Genomic DNA, 23,476 nt, shown 5'->3' on the forward strand with positions numbered 1-23,476 from the left:
TCCTCACCACTCGATCGTCGACATGCCGGAGACCACAGGAGCGCGCCACAGATCGGCCGCCCCGCTGACACTGAATTCGGGAGGGCAACCACGTGACTCGAAACCTCCGACCCGAAGGCCCGAGAGAAACGGCGGGTTGTCCCCGTGGAATCGACGACGCAGGATCTGTCCGAATCTCTCATTCGTCCGGCCGATGAGTTCCCCGTCGTGTTCCAGCCGATACCTCGGCATGTCTTTCGGTGCGAGCGGATCGAGCCGCAGGTCGACCGGATCGCCCGCACGGACCGCGACGACCAGATCCTGGACGGACTTTGATCGGGCCGGGTCGGTGGGTTCCCGAAGATCCGCAGGCTGAATCTCGAGTCCGAATGTCTGCCATTTCTTGTGGCCGGCCCGGATCCATCGGTCCATGGCGCCGTCGCGTCGAAGCCTGCGATCGACGCTCATCGGGACGGACAGCAGCCTCCGGCGCGCACGGGACAGGGCCACGTACGCCACGGAAGCCTGACTGTCATCTGCGTCGGCCGGCAACCAGCCCGAGGAGTTCACCATCACGACCGTGTCGAATTCCAAACCCTTGCTGCGGTGGACCGTCGACACGACCACACCCTCGTGGGCTGCCTCGAGCAGCTCCGCCGCCACGTCACGAAGGGCCACGGCCGCGGCGAGGCGGGAGACGTCGAGCGATGACGGGGTGTTGAAGCCGCGCTCGCTGCGCTTCAGGAGTCGCCACGCGTCGGCCGCGGAGTAGCCTGTCTCGTAGGGATCCCAACCGTCCTCGAAGTCGGAGCGCTTCACTTTGCGACCACCGAAGGGGACCGCAGCGGCTACCCAGGATGCGACTCCCCGTTGTTCGGCCGAAGCCTGCAGCGTCGCTTCCACTTCGAGGTCGCGAAGTGCCGCGTGGGCGAGCATCGCCTGGCCGTTGTCGGCGCAGAGTACGGCGACGTTGCCGTCGAACGTCGGAAGCAGGTCGGCCAGCTCGGTGAGGTCCTCGAGCTTGAGGACGTCGGCGACCACTCGTCGAATCTGCGAAGTCCGCCCCGCGCCCCCAGGTGGCGGAAGCGTCTGTGACATCTCGACCACCCGTCGTGCATCGTCTCCGATCGATCGGTACTCGCCGCGGAGTTGGACAAGTCGGGGGGCGAAGCCCGTGTCGACAGACCTGAGAAACGCGGGCGAGTTCATGTCCCTCGCATCTGCAAGCTGAAAGTCGTAGATCGCCTGCTGGGGGTCGCCCAACAGAGTGAAACCGGCGTGACTCCTGATCGCGTGAAGGATCGCCAGGACGAGCCGGGCACGATCGCCGACCACGTCCTGAATCTCGTCGACGACGACGTGTGCCACCGCCTCCAGTTCGTCGGGGACTTCCCCCTCCCCGAGCAATCGGGTCGCCTGGCGGATCCGACCGTCGAATGACGGCGCCGGCTCCTCGGCCGACTCCGCGGACCCGATGATGCGAGCTGCTATGCCATCCAGCGTCCGCACGCTGACACCTCTGAGGTCACGGTCGGCGAATCTTCGCCGCACCGCAGTCACGGCGGCTCGGGAGAAGCTCAGCACCAGAACGTCGTGAGCGGAATGGAGCTGGGACTCGACCAGCTCGCCGACGAGCGCGGCCACCGTCTCCGTCTTTCCACTGCCGGCCGCGGCGAGAACGACCTGGCAGGCGCTCGCGTCGACACGGGCGACCTGCGCCTGCTCGGCATCCAGCGAGACCAGGGCGCTCACCCGTCCTTCTTCCAGACGTGGTCGAAGCCCGTGAAGGCCAGAGCTTCGCCGTACTGGGTGACGTTGTCCTCGACGTTGACGATCAACACTTCGTCGGAGCCGCCGTTCTTGGGCCCGCGCAGGCCTCGTCCGATCATCTGCTGGTACAGGTTCGCGCTGAAGGTCGGACGGGTCACGTAGACAGCCCTCACCGCCGGGGCATCGAAGCCCTGGGCCAGCACGCCGTAGTTGGTGATGACGCGGATCCTGCTGGCCTTGAACTCCTCGATGTAGTGACGACGAGCCGCAGCGTCGGTATTGGCTTCGATCGACACAGCTGAGATACCCCGGAAGGAGAGCAACGCCGCAAGCACTCGAGCGTTGTCGACCGAGGTCGCGAACACCAGAACTGTCCAGTCGTCGGGGAGTTCGGCGATCGACTGCACGATCGTCTCATTGCGGTTGACATTGGTGCCCAGCCGGGTGAGCGCGGTTCGCGGCAGGTCCTTGAACTTCTCGACGTCCGCGAGCTCGCTGGCCGTCAGCACCACGTCCGCTCCGTCCAGAACCCGCTGGTGAGCACGGGCGAGGATGCGACGTTCTTGCAGGTAGACGTGTGGGTCGCCCATGAAGGCCCCCTCATCGAGTCTGTTGTGGTCGTAGCGCGCCGCCAACTGCCGCGTCTCCGCCTCGTTCGTGTTGCGGAACGGGGTGGCGGTCAGCCCGATCAACGGCTTCATGTTCTTGCGCGACCGACCCAGCCCGAGCCATTCGAGAACTTGGGTGTACATCGTGGAGACCGAGGTGTGGGCTTCGTCGACGACGACGACGGAGCACCCCGTGAGCCATTCGTAGTTCTCCTTGCCCTTGCAGACAAGCAGCTTCTGTGGCGTCGCCACGACCAGTTGGATCTCGGTGCCCTTCTCGTCCGCTTCGTTACCTGACCAGAGTCGGGACACGTGCAGGCCGCGGGCGCTACCCCGCGATCGCCAGATGTACGACCAGGTCTCGACGGCCTGCTCGCAGAGCTCGTCGGACTGGGCGATCCACACGATCGGTCCGCCGAGGTTGCCTTCGGCGATCTCCTCGACCAGAGCTTGTACAGCGACGCGTGTCTTGCCGGCACCCGTCGGCAGTGAGACGAGACCGCGCTTGGCCTCAGTGCTGCCTCGCAGCATCGCCTTGATCTTGCTGGTCACGATCTGCTGGTAGTCGTGGAGATCCGGCAGTGGTGCCGGTCCGTCGATGACGTGCATCGCGGGCTTCGGAGTGGTCACGAATCCTGCGTATTCAGGTGGGAACCCCAGGTCGGACACGAACCGTCGGGTCGCCGAGCCACCGACCCACTGGCTCGGCGGGTTCATACCCTTGTCCTCGAGGACGGAGGAGAACGCGTGGAGGACCCGCACACCATGGACCGCCAAGACCAGTCGAGCGAGCTCCGTAGCCGTGGGCTCCCTGTCCAGATCAGCTCGGACCGCTTCCAACGCCGGAAGCGGGACCTTGCTCGTCATTGCCTCGGTCCCGAGGAGCAGGGCCAGCTTCTTCTCGACATCGGGTACCGATCGGACCTCGGCAATGGCCTTTTCGAGTTCCTGGCTCCTCAGGTGTTCGATCACGCCGTCGATCTGCTCTGTGGACAGCCCCAGCTGCAACGCGTCCGAGGCCTGCCGCAGCATCCGCCGTGGCTCATCGGTCGTCGTGAGGAGAACGTCCTCGTTGAGGTAACTGTCGATGGGGCGGCTGATGGTGCCCTTGTTCGTTTCGGTCACGAGCTCGATCGAGTCGCAGTACTGGATCTTGATTGAACTCGGTACATCGAAGAGCCTCAGTCGCGGGTAGGCGTCGGTGAGGACCTGCGGCTCACCGGTCGGGTCGAAAGCCAGCTCCTGCTCGAGGAGAGCTCGACCGTCCTCGAGACCCCAGTTCTCGATGAGCTGCTTGACGTCCTCGTCGCTCTCCACGAGAAGCGTGGGGGTTCTCTGGTCGGAGAGTGACCGGAAGTCCTCCGCGGACTGGGTCACGGCCACTTCCGCCGGCGGGTACGCCCGTACGTTTCCCGCCACCCGAACAACGAGCGACTCCGGCGCGTCGAGGTAGTAGGACGCCCAGGCGTAGAGGTGGGTGCGCCGACTCTCGTCCCACACGCGAGCACGTTCGAAGAGCAGATCCCAGGTCTTTTCCGGCATGTCCTCGAGGGACGTCGGGAGGCCGAGGATGGATACGACATCCGACGACACGTCCGCGACAGGGAAGACGTCCTCTCGGGCCTCATTGCTCACGTTCGCGACACACCATCGAAGCGGGAACGGTCCGACGCCGGTGCTCGCGACGCCGTGCTGGTGCAGCCACCACAGCGTCGGGTCCTTGTACGGTCTCGTGGGATGCGTGGCGTTGGTCGCGTGCCGAACCGTCCAGGAGCGGGCCGGCATCAGATCGAGGGCGGTGGCCGTCAGGTGCGCCGCTGCCTCACCTTTGAGCTGCGGGAGCATCTGTAACGGCCACGGGGGAGCTTCGCCGTTCACCACAAGTCGGTCGGCCCGCGGCTTGGCGCCGGTCGAGTCAGCGATGTACTTCTCGACGATCGCCTCCTCGTACTGCGCGAGCCATCGTTCCTTCGGCGTGCCAGCTCTCCGTACGGGCTGAGCGACGGCACCGAGGCGATCCAGCAGCTCGACATCGTCCCTGTGCCAATCGGTGTCGATCATCCATCGGCTGTGGCCGCGATCGTGTGGGGACACCACCCCGCCGGGAAGGAAGCACTCGGACATCGGGACGAACCGCCCGTCGCGGTTGCGCACCTTCACCGCGCTCTCGACGGGGGTGCCCACCTCCTCCTTGATCGCATCGTGAACCTGGTCGGGATCGCACTGGCGGGACAAGGACCACGCGGCACGCCAATCGATCCTTTCGTTCGGCAAGGAGAGCGCGGCACGCAGCTCGCCCAGTCGGTCCACGAGCCGGATGCCGAGCCCGGCCAGGATGTCGAGCACGGACTGGTCCGCGGCGAGCGTTGGGTGCAGGAATCGGTCGTTGACCTCCGCGGCGGACGACCGGATGAACACCCGACCGGGCCTCGCCTCCGCCACCGAGCCGTCTTCCAGCAGCACCGAAGGGACCTTGCGCACGGCATCGAAGCTCGAATGATTCCGGAGGGTGGCAATCACCCGGAGCGCCGCAGCGCTTCCCTCGGCGGTGCGCGTTTCGACGAGGGCTGCCACCCAAGTGGCTGCGTCTGGAGGTCCGTCCGCGTTGAGAAGACGCTCGGCCCGAGCTCGACGATCGGTCCCGCCGCTGTCGACGCTGTGGTGAACCCAGCCGGACGGAGACGGCTCGAGCGACCTCCAGGCTTCCAGTGCAGCGCTGGGGAGATCCGAGGGGTGAAGCCGCATCGTCTCAGGCGAACGAAGTGCACCGGTCATGTCGGGAAGGCTGGGTGCACGGCTCAACCGGTCCATGACGGGCCCATTGAGCTTGTCGTCTGCCCAGCTCCTGGATTCCCGCCCTCGACCGGGAAGCAATTCAAGGTAGGAGCATGGATCCGCCGAATCGACCAGGCCGCGAAGCTCCTCCTCGACCAGTGAAGGAAGCACTGTCTCGAGGATCTCGAGGTTGAACGGCCCTTCAAGAAGGTTCCGTCGATCGTCGCCGAGCTTCCAGGGCGCGTTCACGATGCCGGACAAGGTCGTACGGTCCGCGGTCGGGAAGAACGCCCATAGTCTGCCGAGAGCGGAACGATTCTGCAGCGGAGCAGCCCACTGGACGGCGATTGCTTCGCGATGGGCCGCAGCGCCCGCGTCGGCGAGGGCGAGAGAGCTCGGATGATGCTGACGGCGGCCGATACGCCAGCGCGCGATCGCGGCTCCGTCCTTGATGGAGAGGACTCCGTCCTCCCCGGCCGAAACGCTCAGTTCACGCTGAACCTTGTCGGAACGAAGAGTCAAACGCTCCGCATGAGGAGAGAACAGCAAGAACTCGGCGGGGAAGTCGCTAATATCGAGCTTCAGATCCGCGGCACCTCGATCGACAGGCACTCGGATGACGGTGGTGGCCCAGGCCATGAGATCGTCGAGAACATCGTCTGCGCTTCTCCGCTCGTGAGGATCGAGGGCTCGCGCCAGTCGCATCGTTGGCGTGTCGGGCGCGTCGGGAACGACGGCCCTGATCCGCTTTTCGGCGTCGGCGCGATCAAAAGCGAACGATCCCGTGCGGCTGTACACCTCAGGGCGGTCCGACAGTGCGACGACCGACTTGAAGCCGAGACCGAAACGACCGATCTCGTCACCACGCTTCCGCGAGAGGTGGGACGCCATCAGCGCGTGCACCCCGTCGATGGTGATCGGACGCCCTTCGTTCGCTACGTAGAGACACGAATCGGTGAGAACGACCTCGATACGACCAGGCGCCCCGAGCATGGCGTCGGCGCCGTTCTGCACGAGCTCGTAGACCTGCTTGCGCCCGTAGCCACCCTCGGCGATGCTCCGTTCGATGGTCGCGTCCTGCTCCACTCTCTTCGGATCGCCCGCGTAGGTCTGCAGACACGTTTCGGACTGACGGGTGACCTCTACACCGACCTCGCCGCCGGATCCCTGCCATTCACCGTGCGCCACATCCGCCCCCTCAGAACCGAAAGCACTTGTCTATCAGCGAGCGAGGGTCAGACATGAAGGTTTTGTACAACTTCAGAAAAGCTAGTCCTCTCGAGCCATGCCGGCGGACTCCAGCAAAGCGTCGGCGATGGACTCGGCGAGAGGCGGTGGTACGGCGTTGCCGATCTGGCGAGCGATCGAGATCTTGCTCCCGCACCACATGAAGTCCTCGTCGAAGCCTTGAATGGCCGCTGCTTCGGCATGGGTGATAGGTCGATTCTCCGTCGGATGCAGGTACCGACCCTTCTCCGGCTTGAAGAACTCGGTGCGGATCGTGACGGAGGGCTTGTCGAGAGAGAGCCGGCCCATGACGTCGGCCGATCCCCGGGTGTGCCGTCGCCAACACGGGGCCTTGAGCTCGTCCGGAAGGTCACGGCGATCGCCTCCTGGTGGGATCGCTCGGTAACGAGCCATGGAGAGGTCCGTCGGGACACGGGTGAAGTGGAGATCGCGCAGCTTGAACGCTCCCTGCACTGTTCCGCCGTTGACCTCCACGAAGGATTGAGGCAGATCGATCGTGTCGACCTTCGTAGGCAGGTCGACCCACGCTTCCCGCACGGTCGACGGTCGGGACGCCGCCCGGAACAGCACGGGGCCGGTGTCCTTCAATGAACCGATCACGACTGCCCGACGTCGGCGTTGAGACGTTCCGTAGAGCGAGGCATCGAGGATGTAAGGGTCCAGTCGGTACCGAGAGAGCCTCCCCCGCGCACCGAACTGACGGCTGAACTCCTCGAACTGGGGAGACTTCAGGAACTGCGGGACGTTCTCCATGACGAAGTACGTCGGCCGAATCGCTTCGAGCGCGGTCACGTAATGGCCCCACATGCCGCTGCGCACGTCGAGCGGGTCCTGCTTGCCGAGCTGTGAGAAGCCCTGGCACGGAGGTCCTCCGACGACGACGTCCGCCGAGGGCAGCGAACCCGAGACCCAGCCCGCGATGTCACCCACGTGAATGTGCTCGCCGAAGTTCTGCGCGTAGGTCGCCGCGGCCTCGCGGTCCATTTCGACGGCACCGATGGGCCGGAACTGACCGGTCCGCATGAATCCGGACGTGATGCCGCCGCAGCCCGCGAAGAGATCCACCATGGTCAGTGCGGTCGTCGCTGCGATTTTCACACTCACGTCCTGTCCTGCAGGTGTCGCTCGATCTCGGCGACCACCGAGTCGGTGGGCTCATGCTCCCAGAACCGGAGGACAACCCAGTTGTTCTCCTCGAGTACGAGATCCGTGTCGCGATCTCGTACCTCGTTCGCAGCCAGTTTCGTATCCCACCACTCGCCGTTGGCGGCCGGCGACGTCGCGTGCAAGGGGCAGCGGTGCCAGAAACATCCGTCGATGAACACAGCGACCTTCTGTCGCGGAAAAGCGATGTCGATGGTTCGGCGAGCACGTCCGGGCACTCGTATCTGCACCCGGAAGCGGCGCCCCGCCGCGTGCAGAGCCCTTCGGACCACCATCTCGGGCCGTGTGTCACGACGAGCTTGACGCGCCATCCGCCGGCTGACGTCGGCGGACGACGCACCCGGGATGCGGCGCTCAGGAACGGGCGATGGTCCATACGCCACTGCGGTCACCGTCGACCTTCTCGAGTATGCCCGTGTTGCGGAGCTTCTGAGCGGCCCAGCGGAGGTCGTACTGCCAGGTGTAGAAGAGGTCACCCGAGGAACGCAGATCGTCCTCGTGACGAGCCCAGACGACCTTGCTGACGTCGAGGACGGTGCCACGACCTCCCAGGACATCAAGAGCTTCGATGACGTACTGAGGCAGGTCTGCTCGGGTGGCCATGATCAGTTCTTTCGATGAGAGCGTCGTTCGGCCCGGCATCGTGATGCCGGGCCGAACGACGCTGCACGGATCAGCTGCAGCCGCTGGTGCTGCCGCAGCCCTCGCAGACGTGGCAGGAGCCGGCGGGGCGCATCTTGGTGCCGCAGGTCATGCAGAGGGGCGAGTCGACTGCGGAGCCGGTGATGACCTCGAGGAGCTCGGCCGACGTGTGGGCCGTCTGCGGGGCGGGCTTGGCCGTGTCGGCCTGGGCCTGCTCCGCGGTGACGTCCGCGGCGGGGGTGGCGGCGGCCTCGGCCGTCGCAGCCTGCTTCAGGGTCTCCGGCTCGGTCTCGACCAGCTCAGCGGCCGTCGAGCCCTTGCTGATCGGCTGGTGGCTGCCCGTGTCGAGGTAGCGCTGACGCTCCTCGGCCGAGTGGATGCCGAGCGCCGAGCGGGTCTCGTAGTCGAGGTAGTCCAGCGCCAGGCGGCGGAAGACGTAGTCCATGATCGACTTGCTCATCCGGACGTCGGAGTCGTCCGTCAGGCCCGACGGCTCGAACTGCAGGTTCGTGAACTTCGAGACGTACGTCTCGAGGGGCACGCCGTACTGCAGGCCGATCGACACGGCGATCGAGAAGGCGTCCATCACGCCCGACAGGGTCGAGCCCTGCTTGCCGAGCTTCAGGAAGATCTCGCCCAGGTCGCCGTTCTCGTGCGCACCCGAGGTCATGTAGCCCTCGGCGCCACCCACGCTGAACGACGTCGTGATCGACGTGCGCGACTTCGGCAGACGACGACGGATCGGCTTCTCCACGACGACCGTCTTGACCTCCGGCGCAGCCTCGGTGGCCGACGCCGACGTCTTGTCGTCCTGGCTCTTCTGCGAGGACAGCGGCTGGCCGACCTTGCAGTTGTCGCGGTAGACGGCGAGCGCCTTCAGGCCGAGCTTCCAGCCCTGGAAGTAGACGTCGGCGATCTCCTCGACCGTGGACGTCTCCGGCATGTTGACCGTCTTGGAGATCGCGCCGGACAGGAACGGCTGGGCCGCCGCCATCATGCGCACGTGGCCCATGGGCTTGATGGCGCGGTCACCGACGGCGCAGTCGAAGACCTCGTAGTGCTCGGTCTTCAGGCCGGGAGCGTCGACGACATGACCCTTCTCGGCGATGTACTCCATGATCGCCTCGATGGTCTCGCCCGTGTAGCCGAGCTTCTTCAGCGCGACCGGGACGGTCTGGTTGACGACCTGCATCGAGCCGCCGCCGACGAGCTTCTTGAACTTGACCAGCGAGAAGTCGGGCTCGATGCCCGTCGTGTCGCAGTCCATCATGAAGCCGATGGTGCCGGTCGGGGCGAGCACCGACGCCTGGGCGTTGCGCCAGCCGTTCTTCTCGCCGATCTTCAGGTTGTCCGCCCACTGCTTCGTGGCCTCGCGCTGCACGGCGATGTCCATCGAGTGCATCGTGCGGATGTCGTCGTTCGCCGCGAGGTGCTTGCGCATGACGCGCGTGTGCGGCGCCGCGTTCTGCTGGTAGCCGTCGTACGGACCGACGACACCGGCCAGCTCGGCCGAGCGACGGTAGGACACACCGGTCATCAGCGACGTGATCGACGCGGCGAGCGCACGGCCGCCGTCGGAGTCGTAGGCCAGGCCCGAGGCCATGAGCATCGCGCCGAGGTTGGCGTAGCCGATGCCGAGCTGACGGTAGGCCTTCGTGGTCTCGCCGATCGCCTCGGTCGGGAAGTCGGCGAAGCAGATCGAGATGTCCATCGCCGTGATGATCAGCTCGACGCTCTTGACGAACCGCTCGACGTCGAACGTCGTGCCGTCCTCGGAGAGGAACTTGAGCAGGTTCAGGCTGGCGAGGTTGCAGCTGGAGTTGTCGAGGTGCATGTACTCCGAGCACGGGTTCGAGGCGGTGATGCGCCCCGTCTCCGGCGTGGTGTGCCAGTCGTTGATCGTGGAGTCGTACTGGATGCCCGGGTCGGCGCAGGCCCACGCGGCCTTCGCGACCTTGCCCCACAGCTCCTTCGCGTCGATCTCCTCGATGACCTCGCCGCTCGTGCGGGCGCGCAGGCCGTAGGAGGTGCCCTCCTCGACGGCGCGCATGAACGCGTCGTCGACGCGGATCGAGTTGTTGGCGTTCTGGTACTGGACGCTGGTGATGTCCTCGCCACCGAGGTCCATGTCGAAGCCCGCGTCGCGGAGCACGCGGATCTTCTCCTCCTCGCGCTCCTTGGTCTCGACGAACTCGACGATGTCCGGGTGGTCGACGTCGAGGACGACCATCTTGGCCGCACGGCGCGTCGCACCGCCGGACTTGATGGTGCCGGCGGACGCGTCGGCGCCGCGCATGAAGGAGACCGGACCGGACGCGGTGCCGCCGGAGGAGCGGAGCAGCTCCTTCGACGAACGGATGCGCGAGAGGTTGAGGCCGGCGCCCGACCCACCCTTGAAGATCAGACCCTCCTCGCGGTACCAGTTGAGGATCGAGTCCATCGAGTCGTCGACGGCGAGGATGAAGCAGGCGCTGACCTGCTGCGGGCTCGACGTGCCGACGTTGAACCAGACGGGGCTGTTGAAGCTGAACACCTGGTGCAGGAGCATGTGGGTCAGCTCGTGCTCGAAGACCTCGGCGTCGGCGTCGGTGGCGAAGTAGCCGTGCTCCTTGCCCGCCTTCGTGTAGGTGAGCACGACGCGGTCGAGCAGCTGGCGCAGGCTCTGCTCACGCTCGGGCGAGCCCACGGCGCCACGAAAGTACTTCGTGGTGACGATGGTGGACGCGTTGACGCTCCAGAAGTCGGGGAACTCCACGCCGCGCTGCTCGAAGACGGTCTCGCCGGTCTTCCAGTTGGTCTGAACGACGTCGCGACGCTCCCACGTCACCGCGTCGTAGGGGTGCACGCCCTCGGTGGTGTACACGCGCTCGATGCTGAGGGCCTTGCCCTTGCGTGCACGCGCGCGTCCGGACTGTGCCCGGCTCGTCGATCCGTCGACCGTCTCCGTCATGAGATTGCTCCTGTGGTCTCGCTGAGGGTGTGTAAAAGGGTGGGCCCGAGGCTCAGGCCGTGCTGCTGTCGTACGTCCGCTCGTCCCGCGGGACGAGCAGCGGTTCAGGGGTGCTGCGTGGTGCTGTCGTGCTCGCGGGGGTCGTCGCGGTGGGCCGTGTGCTCGGCGAGCTCCCCGTCGGCCGCCCGAGCCATGAGCTCGGCGATCTCGGCGGCGAAGTCGTCGACGGAGTCGAACGCCTTGTACACGCTCGCGAACCGCAGGTACGCGACCTCGTCGAGGCACTTGAGCGGCTCGAGGATGGCCAGCCCCACCTCGTCGGCGGCGATCTCCGCCGCCCCGCTCTCGCGCAGTGCGTCCTCGACCTGCTGGCCGAGACGTGCGAGGTCGTCGTCGGAGACGGGGCGACCCTTGCACGCCTTGCGGACGCCCGCGACGGCCTTCTCGCGGTTGAACGGCTCGGTGGCGCCGGAGCGCTTGAGCACGGTGAGCTGCATCTGCTCGATGGTCGTGAACCGCTTCTGGCAGTGCCCGCAGACGCGACGTCGCCGGATGGCGCCGCCATCGTCGGCCACGCGCGAGTCGAGCACGCGGGTGTCGCCGTCCTTGCAGAAGGGGCAGTTCATCGTGCTCTCCTCTCCGTGGGCTGATGGGGTCGGTCGGGACTGGCCGACCTGGGGACGGAACTGGGGATTCCCGGTGGATTCCCCGCCATTCCTGTGGGTAACTCGGCGTTCTCTGTGGGACTAGATGTGGAGAACTACATCGATGTAATCACTAGATGTAGTGGCTACGGTACGCCTCGGCACAAGGTCGTGCAAGCCAGTCAACACATCTGCCCCGACAAATCCGTGCGGGTCGCGTTTGCGCAGGTCAGGGCGCTGTGACACGACCAGCACGGCCACCGGGAGGGCGTGTCGCGGGGCCGCTCGTCACCGGATCCGGCCGTTCTGTTCCATCTCGGAACAAGAGCGAGCAGGATGGTGCGATGACCATCCGCCTGAACCCGTACCTCAACTTCCGCGACCAGTCGCGCGCGGCGCTGGAGTTCTATCACTCCGTCCTCGGAGGCGAGCTGACGATCGCCACCTTCGGCGACTACGGCATGAGCGACGACCCCTCCCGCGCCGACCTGGTCATGCACGGCCACCTCGTGTCCGACGCCGGGCTGGACATCATGGCCTCCGACACGCCTCCCGGTGGCGACGACCCCGCGATGGGCACCGCCATCAACATCGCGCTCACGGGCGACGACGAGCGCCTGCGCGACTACTTCACCGGGCTCAGCGAGGGCGCCGAGGTCGTGGTGCCGCTGGCTCCCGCGCCGTGGGGTGACGAGTTCGGCCTGCTGAACGACACGTTCGGCGTGGCCTGGCTGTTCAACGTCGCGACCTCCTGACTCGGAGGCCTAGATGGTCCGCACGCGCAGGTAGGCGAGAGCGGCGTCGACGAGGTCGTGCGCGGCCCGGCGACTCCGCACGGCGTTGGCGAGCGCCTGACGCTTCAGCTCGCTCGGGGACGAGCCCTCCGCGCGGACGAGGGCGGCGTCCTCGTCGACCCAGCGGGCGAACGTCGCAGTCGTGACCTCGGGGTGGAACTGCCAGGCGATGACCCGTCCGCCGAAGGCCTCGTCGACGAAGCACTGCGGCCCGAACCAGGAGTGGCCGAGGACCGTCGAGGTCGGCGGTGGCGCCAGCACGTCCTGGTGGAACTGCGCCCAGGGGCCTTCCGGGCAGAGCACCTCGTCGATCGTGTCGATCCGCTTCCAGCCCGCTTCGGCCCCGTCGCCGCGATACGACGTGCCTCCGAGGGCTCGTGCCGCGAGCTGCGCGCCGTAGCAGATCGCCATCACCGGCGTGCCAGTGCCGACGGCGACGCGGACCATGTCGGACTCCCGCTCGACGACCGCCTCCCACCGCGGGTCGTGCGCGGAGCGCTCCGAACCGAGCAAGAGCAGCAGGTCGACGCCGTCGGCGTCCCAGTGCGGCGGGAGGTCGTCGCGGTCGAGCCAGTCGATCTCGGCGCCGAGCTCCTCGAGCCGCTCCAGCACGTGCCCGCCGTCGCGGTCGGTCGCGTCGGCGACGACGTGGACGACCAGGGGGTGCGCGTCAGGTCCGGGAGCCATGCCCCCATGGTGCCCGACGCGCGGTGCCGGACGGCCAGGTCACTGGTAGACCGGGACCGCCAGGTCGGAGCCCAGCTGCAGGTCACCGGCACTGGGCAGGGAGTTCATGCGCATGATGTCGTCGACCGTGTCGCGCACGTCGCCCTCGGGGTTGGCCTCGGCGGCGATCTGCCAGAGGGTCTGCCCCTCCTGCACGGTGACGACGCGCGTGGCGGGCACGGCGCCGGCCTCGTCGGTGGCGACCGTCGAGGAGCCGAGCACGACCGCGCCCACGGCGAGGGCGGCGATCACCGCGAGCACCAGCACCAGGCGACCACGGCGGGTCAGCCGGACGGGAGCGGCAACGGCGGGACGACGCAGGGTGCGACGGTCGTACGTGGTGATCGAGATGGTGCTCATGGGGGCCTCCGGGGAAGGAAGAGGATCGTGCGAGGTCTGGTGTGTCGATCGAACGCCTGCCGATGTCATTCGAACGTCGGTCCTCCGCGGGCGGTTGCTCAGCGAATCCGGCGAACAGATGTTCGATCGAACACGTGTACGACTGTAGGGGAAGGTGCCGACAAAAGCAGCCCCCTGTCGAACACGATGTCGATCTCTGCTCGATCATCACTGCTATTCCAGGCAGAAGTCATGCGAAGAAATGTTCGAACGTGACCGACCGCACCCAGCTCGCACCCCATCCTCCACGGCGCGCGGCCACGTCGAAGACCCCGTAGGACGCCCTGTTCGAACAGCGACACGCTGTCGAACATGTGTTTGTAAACGTCCTCCCAGAGGTCTAGCGTGGTCCCCATGAGCGACGACACCCCAGCCGACGACGCTGTCGACCCGTCCAGCGAGGGCCCGCGCCGCGGTCGCCCGAAGGGTTCACGCAACTCCGTGCGCGAGCTCCCCGACGGCCCGGTCGACGAGATGACCGGTCTCACCGGACGTCAGCAGAAGATTCTTCACTTCATGCGCGACCAGATCGAGCAGCGCGGCTACCCGCCGAGCATGCGCGAGATCGGCGGCGCCGTCGGGCTGGCCAGCACGTCGTCCGTGGCGCACCAGCTACGGGTGCTGGAGCGCCTCGGCTACGTCAAGCGCGACCCCAACCGTCCCCGCGCGATCGAGATCTTCCTGCCCGAGGTCGTCAAGGCCCGACGGACGCTCAGCTCGGCCGACGACTCCGTCGTGGACGAGACGGGCTTCGGCGACCAGCGCCCCGAGGCCACCTACGTTCCCATGGTCGGGCGGATCGCTGCCGGCGGCCCGATCCTCGCCGAGGAGCAGGTCGAGGAGATCTTCCCCCTCCCCCGCACCCTCGTCGGCGACGGCACGCTGTTCCTCCTCGAGGTCCGGGGCGACTCGATGGTCGACGCCGCGATCTGCGACGGCGACTACGTGGTCGTCCGTCAGCAGCCGGTCGCCGAGAACGGCGAGATCGTCGCCGCCATGCTCGACGGCGAGGCCACCGTCAAGACCTTCCAGCGCAAGGACGGCCAGGTCTGGCTGCTCCCGCACAACGACGACTACTCCCCCATTGACGGCACCCACGCCACGATCCTGGGCAAGGTCACGACGGTCCTGCGCCGTCTCTGAGTGCTCCTGGTCGTCCTCTCACGCACACAGGCCCCGTCCCCCACCGAGGGACGGGGCCTGTATGCGTTCCAGGCTCAGTCGTCGAGGCGGCGCAGCGCGCCGAGCACCGCGTCGCGGTCGGTCGTACGCCACAGCGGCGGCAGCGACGCCGCCAGGAAGCTGCCGTACCGCGCCGTGACGATGCGGGGGTCGAGGATCGCAACCACCCCACGGTCGTCGGTGCGCCGGATCAGCCGCCCCGCCCCCTGGGCCAGGAGCAGCGCGGCGTGCGCCGCGGCGACGCTCATGAATCCGTTGCCGCCCCGCTTCTCGACCAGTCGCTGACGGGCGCTCATCAGCGGGTCGTCGGGGCGAGGGAAGGGCACCCGGTCGATGACCACCAGCCGGCAGGTGTCGCCCGGCAGGTCGATGCCCTGCCAGAGCGACAGCGTGCCGAACAGGCTGGTCTCCTCCTCGGCGGCGAACCGGCGCGTGAGCTCCGACAGGTGCGCGTCGCCCTGGCAGAGGATCTCCCGGCCCGGCAGCCGCGTGCGGACGCCCTCGGCCGCGGCCTCCGCAGCGCGACGTGAGGAGAACAGCCCGAGGGTGCGACCGCCGGCGGCCTCGAGCAGGTCGGCGATCTCGTCGAGCTGCGCGTCGGTGATGCCGTCGCGTCCCGGCGGAGGCAGGTGCTTGGCGACGTAGAGGATGCCCTGCCGCCGGTAGTCGAACGGCGAGCCGACGTCGAGGCCGGTCCACCGGTCCGCATCGTCGCGCCACAGGCCCACGGAGGCGGCCACCGGCTCGAAGCCGCCACCGACGGTCAGCGTGGCGCTGGTGAGGACGACGGTCTTCTCCTCGAACAGCTTGTCGCGCAGGCTTCCCGAGACGTCGATCGGTGCGACGTGCAGCACCGGGCCGCGAGCATCCGACATCCACAGCACCTCGGTCTCCCGCAGCGAGGCCATCCGGTCGGCGACCAGCCGGATCTCCTCCAGTCCGGCCTTGGCCTGCTGCCGTGCGGCGTCACCCTCGACCTCCACCTTCTCGCGGGGGAACGCAGAGAGGCAGGCGCGTGCAGCGTCGCGCACGCGCGCCAGCGCCTCGTGCAGCTCGTCGACGACGTGGTCGATCCGTCCCGGCTGGACGCCGGCCAGAGCGGCTGCGAGCGCGTCGCCAGCGTCGCTGAGGTCGTCGGTCTCCCCGTCGGTGTAGGGCCGCCCGCGCCGTGCGGCCCGTTCGACGATGGCCGGGTCGAGGTCGGCGGTCGCCGCCTGGGTGACCCGGGCGGCCAGCTCGTGCGCCTCGTCGACGACGACCGCGTCGTACTCGGGCAGCATGGGCACGCCGTCGATGGCGTCGATGGCCAGGAGTGCATGGTTGGTGACGACGACGTCCGCGGTCGACGCCGCCTCGCGCGCGAGCTCGACGAAGCACTCGGCGGCGTGCGGGCACCGCGTGGCACCGAGGCACTCGCGGTGCGTGACGCTGACCTGCCGCCAGGCACGGTCGGTGTGCGAGGGCGCGGACTCGCGGTCGCCGTGCGACCCGTCGCCGCTCCCCCGCTGGGTGGCGAGCTCCTCGGCCCACTCGCGCAGCTCGAGCACCTCGGCACCGAGCGTCCCCTCCGGGACGTCCACGAGCGCGCCCTGGTCGTCGGGAACCCCCTCCCGCACGCGGTGCAGGCACGCGTAGTTCGAGCGTCCCTTGACGACGGCGTAGCTGGGTGTGGTGCCCAGCACCTCGTGCGCACCCTTCACCAGGGCGGGCAGGTCGCGCTGGACGAGCTGGTGCTGCAGGCCCAACGTGGCCGTGGAGACCACGACACGCTTGCGGTGCAGCAGCGACGGCACGAGGTAGCCCAGCGACTTGCCGGTGCCGGTGCCGGCCTGCACGAGGAGGTGGCGCCCGGACTCCAGCGAGTCCGCGACCGCCTCCGCCATCGCCACCTGGCCGGGTCGTTCGGTGCCGCCGACCGCCCCGACCGCGGCGTGGAGGACGTCGCGGACGCTGGGGCTGTCGGGCATGCCAGCGAGCCTAGACGGACCCCTCCCCACCGTCGGCCGGGTGTCCACAGGACGTCACCCGGCCGACGGTGCGCCAGCGGAGATCCAGCGAGACTCCCGCTGGTCGAGTAGCGGGGACGAGCTTGCGAAGTCCCTGCGTATCGAGACCACCCGGCAACAGATCCGTGCAAGCCGGCCCCCAGCGTCGGCCCAGAATGGTCTCGATACACCTCCCCTCGCTGGCGCTCGTGGAGGCACTCGACCAGCGGTCGATCCCGCTGGTCGAGTAGCGGGGACGAGCTTGCGAAGTCCCTGCGTATCGAGACCACCCGGCAACAGATCCGTGCAAGCCGGCCCCCAGCGTCGGCCCAGAATGGTCTCGATACACCTCCCCTCGCTGGCGCTCGTGGAGGCACTCGACCAGCGGTCGATCCCGCTGGTCGAGTAGCGGGGACGAGCTTGCGAAGTCCCTGCGTATCGAGACCACCCGGCAACAGATCCGTGCAAGCCGGCCCCCAGCGTCGGCCCAGAATGGTCTCGATACACCTCCCCTCGCTGGCGCTCGTGGAGGCACTCGACCAGCGGTCGATCCCGCTGGTCGAGTAGCGGGGACGAGCTTGCGAAGTCCCTGCGTATCGAGACCACCCGGCAACAGATCCGTGCAAGCCGGCCCCCAGCGTCGGCCCAGAATGGTCTCGATACACCTCCCCTCGCTGGAGCTCGTGGAGGCACTCGACCAGCGGTCGATCCCGCTGGTCGAGTAGCGGGGACGAGCTTGCGAAGTCCCTGCGTATCGAGACCACCCGGCAACAGATCCGTGCAAGCCGGCCCCCAGCGTCGGCCCAGAATGGTCTCGATACACCTCCCCTCGCTAACGCTCGTGGAGGTACTCGACCAGCGGTGGATTCCGCTGGTCGAGTAGCGGCAGGCGCGAGGAACGAGCGTCGTGCTGCGTATCGAGACCACCCGGCAACGGATCAGCGCGGACCGACCCCCAGCGGCAACGTGGAGTGGTCTCGATACGCCTCCGCCTGCTCCTTCGGCCCCCGCAAGCGGGAGGTGCCCCCAGCGGCGTCGACTACTCGACCAACGAGATCTCCCGTCGACCAGCGGAGGCACCGCTGGGTGAGGGGTCAGAGGGCGTTGAGCTGGTGGGCGAGGTCGTCGGAGACGCGGGCGACGAGGTGGGTGCCGTCGGACTCGTGCGCCAGCTCCTCGATCTCGCCCGTCTCGTGCACCTGGTTGAGGAGGTCGCCGCGCTCGTAGGGCACCACGACCTCCACGCGTACCGCGGGGCGGGGCAGGTCGGCCTCGATCGCGGCGAGCAGCTCGTCGACGCCCTCGCCGGTACGGGCGCTGACGACGACGGCGTGCGGCTCGCGGGCGAGCAGCTGCTTGACCTCGAGCGGGTCTGCGGCGTCGGCCTTGTTGAGGACGATGATCTCCGGCACGTGCAGCGCCTCGATCTCCGCGAACACCTCGCGCACGGCCGCGATCTGGCCGGCGGGGTCGGGGTGCGACGCGTCGACGACGTGGAGCACGAGGTCGGCCTCGGCCACCTCCTCCAGCGTGGAGCGGAACGCCTCGACCAGCTGGTGCGGCAGGTGGCGCACGAAGCCGACGGTGTCGGACATCGTGAACACGCGTCCGTCGCTCGTCTGGGTCTTGCGCGTCGTGGGGTCGAGGGTCGCGAACAGCGCGTCCTCCACCAGCACGCCCGCGCCGGTCAGCCGGTTGAGCAGGCTCGACTTGCCCGCGTTGGTGTAGCCGGCGATGACGACGGCCGGGACCTCGTTGCGCCGGCGTCGCGCCTTCTTGATGTCGCGGGTGGTGCGCAGCGCCGTGAGCTCCCGACGCAGCTTGGCCATGCGGGACTGGATGCGACGACGGTCGGTCTCGAGCTTCGTCTCACCGGGACCACGACCGCCGATGCCCTCACCGCCGGCAGCGCGTCCACCGGCCTGGCGCGACAGGTTGCCGCCCCATCCGCGCAGGCGCTGGGTCTGGTACTGCAGCTGGGCGAGCTCGACCTGCGCCTTGCCCTCCGCCGACTTCGCGTGCTGCGCGAAGATGTCGAGGATCAGGGCGGTCCGGTCGACGACCTTGACCTTGGTGCGGTCCTCGAGGTTGCGCAGCTGGCTGGGCGCCAGCTCGCCGTCGCAGATGATGGTGTCGGCGCCGGTGGCCTGCACGGCGGCGGTGAGCTCCTCGACCTTGCCGCTGCCGATGAAGGTGGCGGGGTCGGGACGCTGACGACGCTGGAGCAGCGCGTCGAGGACGTCGGAGCCCGCGGTCTCGGCGAGCAGCTTCAGCTCGGCGAGGGAGTTCTCGGCGTCCTCCGCACTGCCCTCGGTCCAGACACCGACCAGCACGACCCGCTCGAGCCGCAGCTGGCGGTACTCGACCTCGGTGATGTCCTCGAGCTCGGTGCGCAGCCCGGCGACGCGCCGCAGAGACTGACGCTCGGCGAGCTCGAGTCCGTCGTGCGCGCCCTCCAGGTCGCGGTCGACCACGGGGTCGATGCCCAGCCTGCTGGCGACGTTCGTGTCGGACTCGCTCACGCGATCCACTCCATCTCTCCGGTGGCGACGATGCGGGCCGGTCCCGCGAGGACGACCCGGGTGGGCTCGACCGTGATGTTCAGGGTGCCGCCGGGGACGTCGACACGGTACGTCGTGGAGCCGGTGGCGTCGAGGGCGTGGTCGGCGAGCGCGGTGGCGATCCCGACGGCGCACGCGCCGGTGCCGCACGAGCGGGTCTCGCCGGAGCCGCGCTCGTGGACGCGCATGGCGACGTGGTGGTCGGCGACGCGCTCGACGAACTCGACGTTGACGCCCTCGGGGTAGGTCGCGGTGTCGTAGGTGGGCGCCTGCAGCAGGGTGCCCGCGTCGGCGAGGGTGTCGACGAAGGTGACGGCGTGGGGGTTGCCCGTGCGCACGTCCTGCGCCTCCCACACACGTCCGTCGACCTCGACCTTCGACGTGCCGCGCACGTCGTAGGCGCCCATGTCGACGCTGAGCTGGTCGCCGTCGACGGTGACGACCTTGTCGCCGTCGCGGGTGCCGACGACCACGGGCGCGTCGGCCGGCACGAGGCCGGCGTCGACGAGGTGGCGGGCGAACACGCGGACGCCGTTGCCGCACATCTCGCTGACGGAGCCGTCGGCGTTGCGGTAGTCCATGAACCACTCGCCGGCGCTGGCAGCCGCCTCAGGCACGTCGAGCGCTGCCGAGCGCACCACGCGGAGCACGCCGTCGGCGCCGAGGCCCGTACGTCGGGCGCAGAGCGCCGCCACGAACGCAGGGTCGAGGTCGCCGTGCACCGTGCCGTCGTGGTCGGGGAGCAGGACGAAGTCGTTCTCGGTGCCGTGCCCCTTGAGCCAGGGGAAAGTCATACGTCCCAGTCTACGTCCGGGGGCCCGACGGAACCGGCTCGTCGCCGCGCACCGCGCGGAGCGCCCGCTCGAGGACGTCGTCAGCGTCGTGCGGCAGCCACACGACCCGGGGGTCCTGGTGGAACATGCGGTCCTGCCGCCGGGCGAACGCGCGGGTGCCGCGGACGGTCTCGGCGCGGGCCTCGGCGTCGCTCAGGTCGCCGTCGAGCATCGCGAGCACCTGCTGGTAGCCGATGGAGCGCGACGCGGTCGGCGAGTCGGCCAGTCCGTGGTCGAGCAGCCCCCGCACCTCCTCGACCAGGCCCGCGTCCCACATGGCGTCGACCCTGGAGACGATCCGTTCGTCGAGCACGGGACGGGGGACGTCGAGGCCGAGCAGCACCACGTCGGGGTAGATCGACCGGTGCGGCGGAAGGGTGGCGACGAACGGCTCCCCCGTGATCTCCGTGACCTCCAGGGCCCTGACGAGGCGCCGGCCGTTGGTGGGCAGCACGTGCTCGGCGGCGTCCGGCGCGACCCGTCGCAGCTCCGCGTGCATGGCCTCCGGCCCCTCCGTCTCGAGCCGACGCTGGTACTTCTCGCGCACCTGGGGCACGGTTCCCGGGAACACGAAGTCGTCGACGACGGCCCGCACGTAGAGCGACGAACCGCCGACGAGGATCGGCGTGACGCCGCGCCGCAGGCAGTCCTCGACGGCGGCGCGGGCGTCGCGCTGGAAGGCGGCCACCGACGTGGCCTGGTCGACGTCGAGCACGTCGAGCAGGTGGTGCGGCACGCCGCGCCGTTCCTCGGGCGTGACCTTCGCGCTGCCGATGTCCATCCCGCGGAACAGCTGCACGGCGTCGGCGTTGACGACCTCCCCGCCCAGCTCGAGGGCGAGGTCGACGGCGAGCGCCGACTTGCCCGACGCGGTCGGGCCGACGACGACCACGAGGCGTTCGACACTGCTCACCTGGGGAGTCTCTCGTACGCTCGAGGCACACACGACCGCTCCCCCGCGACCGAGGAGAGATCCGATGGGCTTCCTGGACAAGCTGAAGAAGAACGCACCCGAGCTCAAGGCGAAGGCCTCCGAGCTGGCGCGCACGCAGAACGCGAAGATCGACCAGGGCATCGACAAGGCTGCAGGGCTGGCCGACAAGGCCACCAAGGGCAAGTACACGCAGAAGATCGACGGTGCCGCCGGCAAGGCGAAGGACGCCGCCGACAAGCTGGCCGAGGACGACCGACGCGGCCCGGGCGGCACCGCGGGTCCTGCGCGCCCCTGACCCGGGTAGCGGTGGGGCTCAGCCCAGCTGCCAGGACGCCACGAACCAGCCGACGCCGAACGGCGCCTCGTCGAGCGACAACCGTGCGGTGACGCGTGCGTCGTCGCGGTGCACCCGCGCGGCGACGGCGTCGCCCGCGACCCGCAGGGTCGTCGCACCCTGGCACCAGAGGTCGGCGGCGAGGTCGAGGTCGATGCCGCCGAGCGCGTCCGGGTCACCGTCGGCGAGGGCCGAGGCGATCGCGGCGTCGAACGCGTCCGCGCGTCCGTCGAGGTGGCCGGGCGCCTTCTCGGTGCGGGTGGCGCTGCCGTCGGCCATGACGAGCACGGCGACGTCGTCGTCGAGCTCTGCCGCGTCGAGAGTCGCCGCGTAGCGTCGCGGTCCGTCCCAGCCGACGCTGTCGAGCAGCCACGCGCCGACGGTGTGGGCGAGCCCCAGCGCGGCGGCTCCGGCTGCACCGGCGGAGAGGGCGATGCCGTGCGGCTCGAGCGAGCCGCCGGCCGTCTCGCCCGCCGGCAGGTCGTCGCCGTCGGGGCCGAGCACGACGACGACGCTGGGAGCACCCGCCACGAGGTCGCGCACCGCGTCGAGCGAGGCGTCGCGCAACGATCCCGCCTCCTCGACGTCGCCGACGAGGGATCCGGCCGGCAGCAGCGGCGGGTGGGGGCAGAAAGCCAGACGCGTCACGGGGCGAGCGTAGGCGGGACCTCGCGGGCCCGCTGGTCGAGCCCTTCGGCGCTCGGCGAGGACTGACGCCACGGCCCTCGCTCGAGCCGCCGCGCCGGTCGTCGCGTGGCACGATGACGAGGTGCCTTCCTACCTCCCCGACGAGGACGTCTGGCGCTACGCACCGGCGCCCGTGGCGCGGGGGTGGCGGCGTCTGGCCGTCGTCGGTCCGCTCGTGGCCGTGCTCGTCGCGGCCGGCGCGGTGGCGGTGGCGCTGCAGGCGCGGTCCCAGGACACGCGCGGCACGTTGGACGACCCGCGCGTGACGCGCATGGTCGCGCAGGCCTGCGGCATCATGACGTCGGCCGTGGCGCAGGTACGGGTCGACGGTCCGGCGCGGCTGCGCGGCGCCCAGCTGGCCGACCAGAACCTCGAGGTGCGGCGGATGATCGACCGCGTGCGCACGCTGTCGCCGGCCGTGCGCCGAGCCGACCGTCCGCTGGAGGCCTGGCTCACCGACTGGGAGACGCTCCTCGCCGCCCGCGAGCAGTACGCCCGTCAGGTCTCGGGCGGCTTCCGCGGCGACTTCCGACCGCCGACCGCGGCCGACGGCAGCGAGCTGGAGCAGCGCATGGACCGCGCGGCCCAGGGCACCTGCCAGGTACCGGCGACGCTCGTCGACCCGTTCGCCTACCAGGACGTCAGCGTCTGACGCGCCCGACGTGCGTCAGGACCGACCGGACTCGGCCTTGGCCTTGGCCTTCGCCGCCTTCTTGAAGTCGCGGACCTTCCTGAGCGAGTCGGCGTCGACGACGTCGGCGACCGACCGGTAGCCCTTCTTGCTGTAGTCGCCGGAGACGGTGGTCCAGCCGCGTGGCTTCACGTCGAGCTGCTTGGCCAGCAGCGCGACGAAGATCTTCGCCTTCTGCTCGCCATACCCGGGCAGTGCGGTGAGCCGCGCGAACAGCGCCTCTCCGGACTTCGCGTCCGTCCAGATGCGGGAGGCGTCGCCGTCGTACTCCTCGACCACGACCTGCGCGAGGGCCTGCACCCGTCCGGCCATGGACCGTCCGTACCGGTGGATCGCCGGCGGGGTCGCGCAGAGGTCGGCGAAGGCGTCGGGCTCGGCGGTCGCGATCGCGGCCGGGTCGAGCGTGCCGAACCGGTCGAGGATCTTCGCCGGGCCACGGAACGCGTGCTCCATCGGGTACTGCTGGTCGAGCAGCATGCCCACGAGGAGGGCGAACGGGTCGGCGCTGAGCACCTGGTCGGCGGCGGGGTCCTGGGCGATCTGGATGGCCATGGAACCATCCTGCCGCAC

19 protein-coding genes are annotated in these 23,476 nt (G+C 68.8%); 4 read left to right on the plus strand and 15 right to left on the minus strand.

The genetic code is table 11. The features are described from left to right. Window positions 1-3 precede the first annotated feature (3 nt). The 7 genes from QE370_RS14700 to nrdR form a co-directional block, all read right to left on the minus strand. A complete protein-coding gene (locus tag QE370_RS14700) occupies window positions 4-1,731 on the minus strand; it encodes a UvrD-helicase domain-containing protein (RefSeq protein ID WP_309634802.1) in 1,728 nt (575 codons plus the stop codon). After that, on the minus strand, window positions 1,728-6,320 hold the full coding sequence (locus QE370_RS14705; protein ID WP_309634803.1) for a DEAD/DEAH box helicase family protein: 4,593 nt from the start codon (window positions 6,318-6,320) through the stop codon (window positions 1,728-1,730). Before QE370_RS14705 ends, QE370_RS14700 begins: the two co-directional genes overlap by 4 nt. Before the next feature lie 81 nt (window positions 6,321-6,401). Then, window positions 6,402-7,478, minus strand: coding sequence for a DNA cytosine methyltransferase (locus tag QE370_RS14710; RefSeq protein ID WP_309634804.1), 1,077 nt, complete (start codon window positions 7,476-7,478; stop codon window positions 6,402-6,404). A gap of 2 nt (window positions 7,479-7,480) precedes the next feature. Further along, window positions 7,481-7,936 carry a very short patch repair endonuclease gene (locus QE370_RS14715; RefSeq protein WP_309634805.1) on the minus strand — a complete coding sequence of 152 codons (456 nt, stop codon included), beginning with the start codon at window positions 7,934-7,936 and terminating at the stop codon, window positions 7,481-7,483. After that, window positions 7,899-8,147 carry a hypothetical protein gene (locus QE370_RS14720; protein WP_309634806.1) on the minus strand — a complete coding sequence of 83 codons (249 nt, stop codon included), beginning with the start codon at window positions 8,145-8,147 and terminating at the stop codon, window positions 7,899-7,901. Before QE370_RS14720 ends, QE370_RS14715 begins: the two co-directional genes overlap by 38 nt. A gap of 70 nt (window positions 8,148-8,217) precedes the next feature. Continuing rightward, on the minus strand, window positions 8,218-11,136 hold the full coding sequence (locus tag QE370_RS14725; RefSeq protein WP_309634807.1) for a vitamin B12-dependent ribonucleotide reductase: 2,919 nt from the start codon (window positions 11,134-11,136) through the stop codon (window positions 8,218-8,220). Window positions 11,137-11,240: 104 nt separating this feature from the next. Continuing rightward, window positions 11,241-11,762, minus strand: a complete 522-nt coding sequence (gene nrdR / locus QE370_RS14730; protein WP_309634808.1) for a transcriptional regulator NrdR — start codon at window positions 11,760-11,762, stop codon at window positions 11,241-11,243. A gap of 362 nt (window positions 11,763-12,124) precedes the next feature. On the opposite strand from nrdR, the gene QE370_RS14735 reads away from it, so the two are divergent. Next, on the plus strand, window positions 12,125-12,535 hold the full coding sequence (locus QE370_RS14735; RefSeq protein ID WP_309634809.1) for a VOC family protein: 411 nt from the start codon (window positions 12,125-12,127) through the stop codon (window positions 12,533-12,535). A 9-nt stretch (window positions 12,536-12,544) separates the two neighbouring features. Here QE370_RS14735 and QE370_RS14740 read toward each other — a convergent pair whose 3' ends face one another. Both QE370_RS14740 and QE370_RS14745 read right to left on the minus strand, forming a co-directional pair. Further along, window positions 12,545-13,261 carry a glutamine amidotransferase-related protein gene (locus QE370_RS14740; RefSeq protein WP_309634810.1) on the minus strand — a complete coding sequence of 239 codons (717 nt, stop codon included), beginning with the start codon at window positions 13,259-13,261 and terminating at the stop codon, window positions 12,545-12,547. Window positions 13,262-13,300: 39 nt separating this feature from the next. Further along, entirely contained in the window at window positions 13,301-13,660 is a 360-nt protein-coding gene (locus QE370_RS14745) for a LysM domain-containing protein (protein WP_309634811.1), read from the minus strand. Window positions 13,661-14,053: 393 nt separating this feature from the next. Here QE370_RS14745 and lexA point away from each other — a divergent pair, with 393 nt between their 5' ends. Further along, the gene (gene lexA / locus QE370_RS14750; protein WP_309634812.1) at window positions 14,054-14,842 is read left to right on the plus strand and encodes a transcriptional repressor LexA; all 789 of its coding nucleotides are present in this window, start codon (window positions 14,054-14,056) and stop codon (window positions 14,840-14,842) included. A 74-nt stretch (window positions 14,843-14,916) separates the two neighbouring features. Here lexA and QE370_RS14755 read toward each other — a convergent pair whose 3' ends face one another. The 4 genes from QE370_RS14755 to miaA all read right to left on the minus strand — a co-directional run bounded on the left by QE370_RS14755 (window position 14,917) and on the right by miaA (window position 21,173). Next, a complete protein-coding gene (locus QE370_RS14755) occupies window positions 14,917-16,848 on the minus strand; it encodes an ATP-dependent DNA helicase (protein WP_309634813.1) in 1,932 nt (643 codons plus the stop codon). 1,112 nt (window positions 16,849-17,960) lie between these two features. Then, window positions 17,961-19,355, minus strand: coding sequence for a GTPase HflX (gene hflX / locus QE370_RS14760; RefSeq protein WP_253021861.1), 1,395 nt, complete (start codon window positions 19,353-19,355; stop codon window positions 17,961-17,963). Between the two features lie 29 nt (window positions 19,356-19,384). Beyond that, complete coding sequence (gene dapF / locus QE370_RS14765) at window positions 19,385-20,221, minus strand: diaminopimelate epimerase (protein WP_253021853.1); 837 nt, start codon at window positions 20,219-20,221, stop codon at window positions 19,385-19,387. A 10-nt stretch (window positions 20,222-20,231) separates the two neighbouring features. After that, window positions 20,232-21,173, minus strand: coding sequence for a tRNA (adenosine(37)-N6)-dimethylallyltransferase MiaA (gene miaA / locus QE370_RS14770; RefSeq protein ID WP_309634814.1), 942 nt, complete (start codon window positions 21,171-21,173; stop codon window positions 20,232-20,234). Window positions 21,174-21,237: 64 nt separating this feature from the next. Between miaA and QE370_RS14775 the strand changes: the two genes are divergently transcribed. Then, window positions 21,238-21,489, plus strand: a complete 252-nt coding sequence (locus tag QE370_RS14775) for an antitoxin (protein ID WP_067856891.1) — start codon at window positions 21,238-21,240, stop codon at window positions 21,487-21,489. 18 nt (window positions 21,490-21,507) lie between these two features. Here QE370_RS14775 and QE370_RS14780 read toward each other — a convergent pair whose 3' ends face one another. Continuing rightward, the gene (locus tag QE370_RS14780) at window positions 21,508-22,176 is read right to left on the minus strand and encodes a hypothetical protein (protein WP_309634815.1); all 669 of its coding nucleotides are present in this window, start codon (window positions 22,174-22,176) and stop codon (window positions 21,508-21,510) included. A gap of 121 nt (window positions 22,177-22,297) precedes the next feature. On the opposite strand from QE370_RS14780, the gene QE370_RS14785 reads away from it, so the two are divergent. Next, on the plus strand, window positions 22,298-22,867 hold the full coding sequence (locus tag QE370_RS14785) for a hypothetical protein (protein WP_309634816.1): 570 nt from the start codon (window positions 22,298-22,300) through the stop codon (window positions 22,865-22,867). 15 nt (window positions 22,868-22,882) lie between these two features. On the opposite strand, the gene QE370_RS14790 is transcribed toward QE370_RS14785, so the two are convergent. Next, window positions 22,883-23,458: an HhH-GPD-type base excision DNA repair protein gene (locus QE370_RS14790; protein ID WP_309634817.1), complete on the minus strand. Its 576-nt coding sequence runs from the start codon at window positions 23,456-23,458 to the stop codon at window positions 22,883-22,885. Between the last annotated feature and the right edge of the window lie 18 nt (window positions 23,459-23,476).

It is taken from the genome of Aeromicrobium sp. SORGH_AS_0981 (genome assembly GCF_031453195.1).
GTDB lineage: Bacteria > Actinomycetota > Actinomycetes > Propionibacteriales > Nocardioidaceae > Aeromicrobium.

What these genes read in the sequence shown, in the direction of transcription:
- QE370_RS14720 (WP_309634806.1), bottom strand. Translation starts at nt 8,147, where the DNA reads ATGGCCACCCGAGCAGACCTGCCTCAGTACGTCATCGAAGCTCTTGAT.
- QE370_RS14725 (WP_309634807.1), bottom strand. Translation starts at nt 11,136, where the DNA reads ATGACGGAGACGGTCGACGGATCGACGAGCCGGGCACAGTCCGGACGC.
- nrdR (WP_309634808.1), bottom strand. Translation starts at nt 11,762, where the DNA reads ATGAACTGCCCCTTCTGCAAGGACGGCGACACCCGCGTGCTCGACTCG.
- QE370_RS14735 (WP_309634809.1), top strand. Translation starts at nt 12,125, where the DNA reads ATGACCATCCGCCTGAACCCGTACCTCAACTTCCGCGACCAGTCGCGC.
- QE370_RS14740 (WP_309634810.1), bottom strand. Translation starts at nt 13,261, where the DNA reads ATGGCTCCCGGACCTGACGCGCACCCCCTGGTCGTCCACGTCGTCGCC.
- QE370_RS14745 (WP_309634811.1), bottom strand. Translation starts at nt 13,660, where the DNA reads ATGAGCACCATCTCGATCACCACGTACGACCGTCGCACCCTGCGTCGT.
- lexA (WP_309634812.1), top strand. Translation starts at nt 14,054, where the DNA reads ATGAGCGACGACACCCCAGCCGACGACGCTGTCGACCCGTCCAGCGAG.
- QE370_RS14755 (WP_309634813.1), bottom strand. Translation starts at nt 16,848, where the DNA reads ATGCCCGACAGCCCCAGCGTCCGCGACGTCCTCCACGCCGCGGTCGGG.
- dapF (WP_253021853.1), bottom strand. Translation starts at nt 20,221, where the DNA reads ATGACTTTCCCCTGGCTCAAGGGGCACGGCACCGAGAACGACTTCGTC.
- QE370_RS14775 (WP_067856891.1), top strand. Translation starts at nt 21,238, where the DNA reads ATGGGCTTCCTGGACAAGCTGAAGAAGAACGCACCCGAGCTCAAGGCG.
- QE370_RS14790 (WP_309634817.1), bottom strand. Translation starts at nt 23,458, where the DNA reads ATGGCCATCCAGATCGCCCAGGACCCCGCCGCCGACCAGGTGCTCAGC.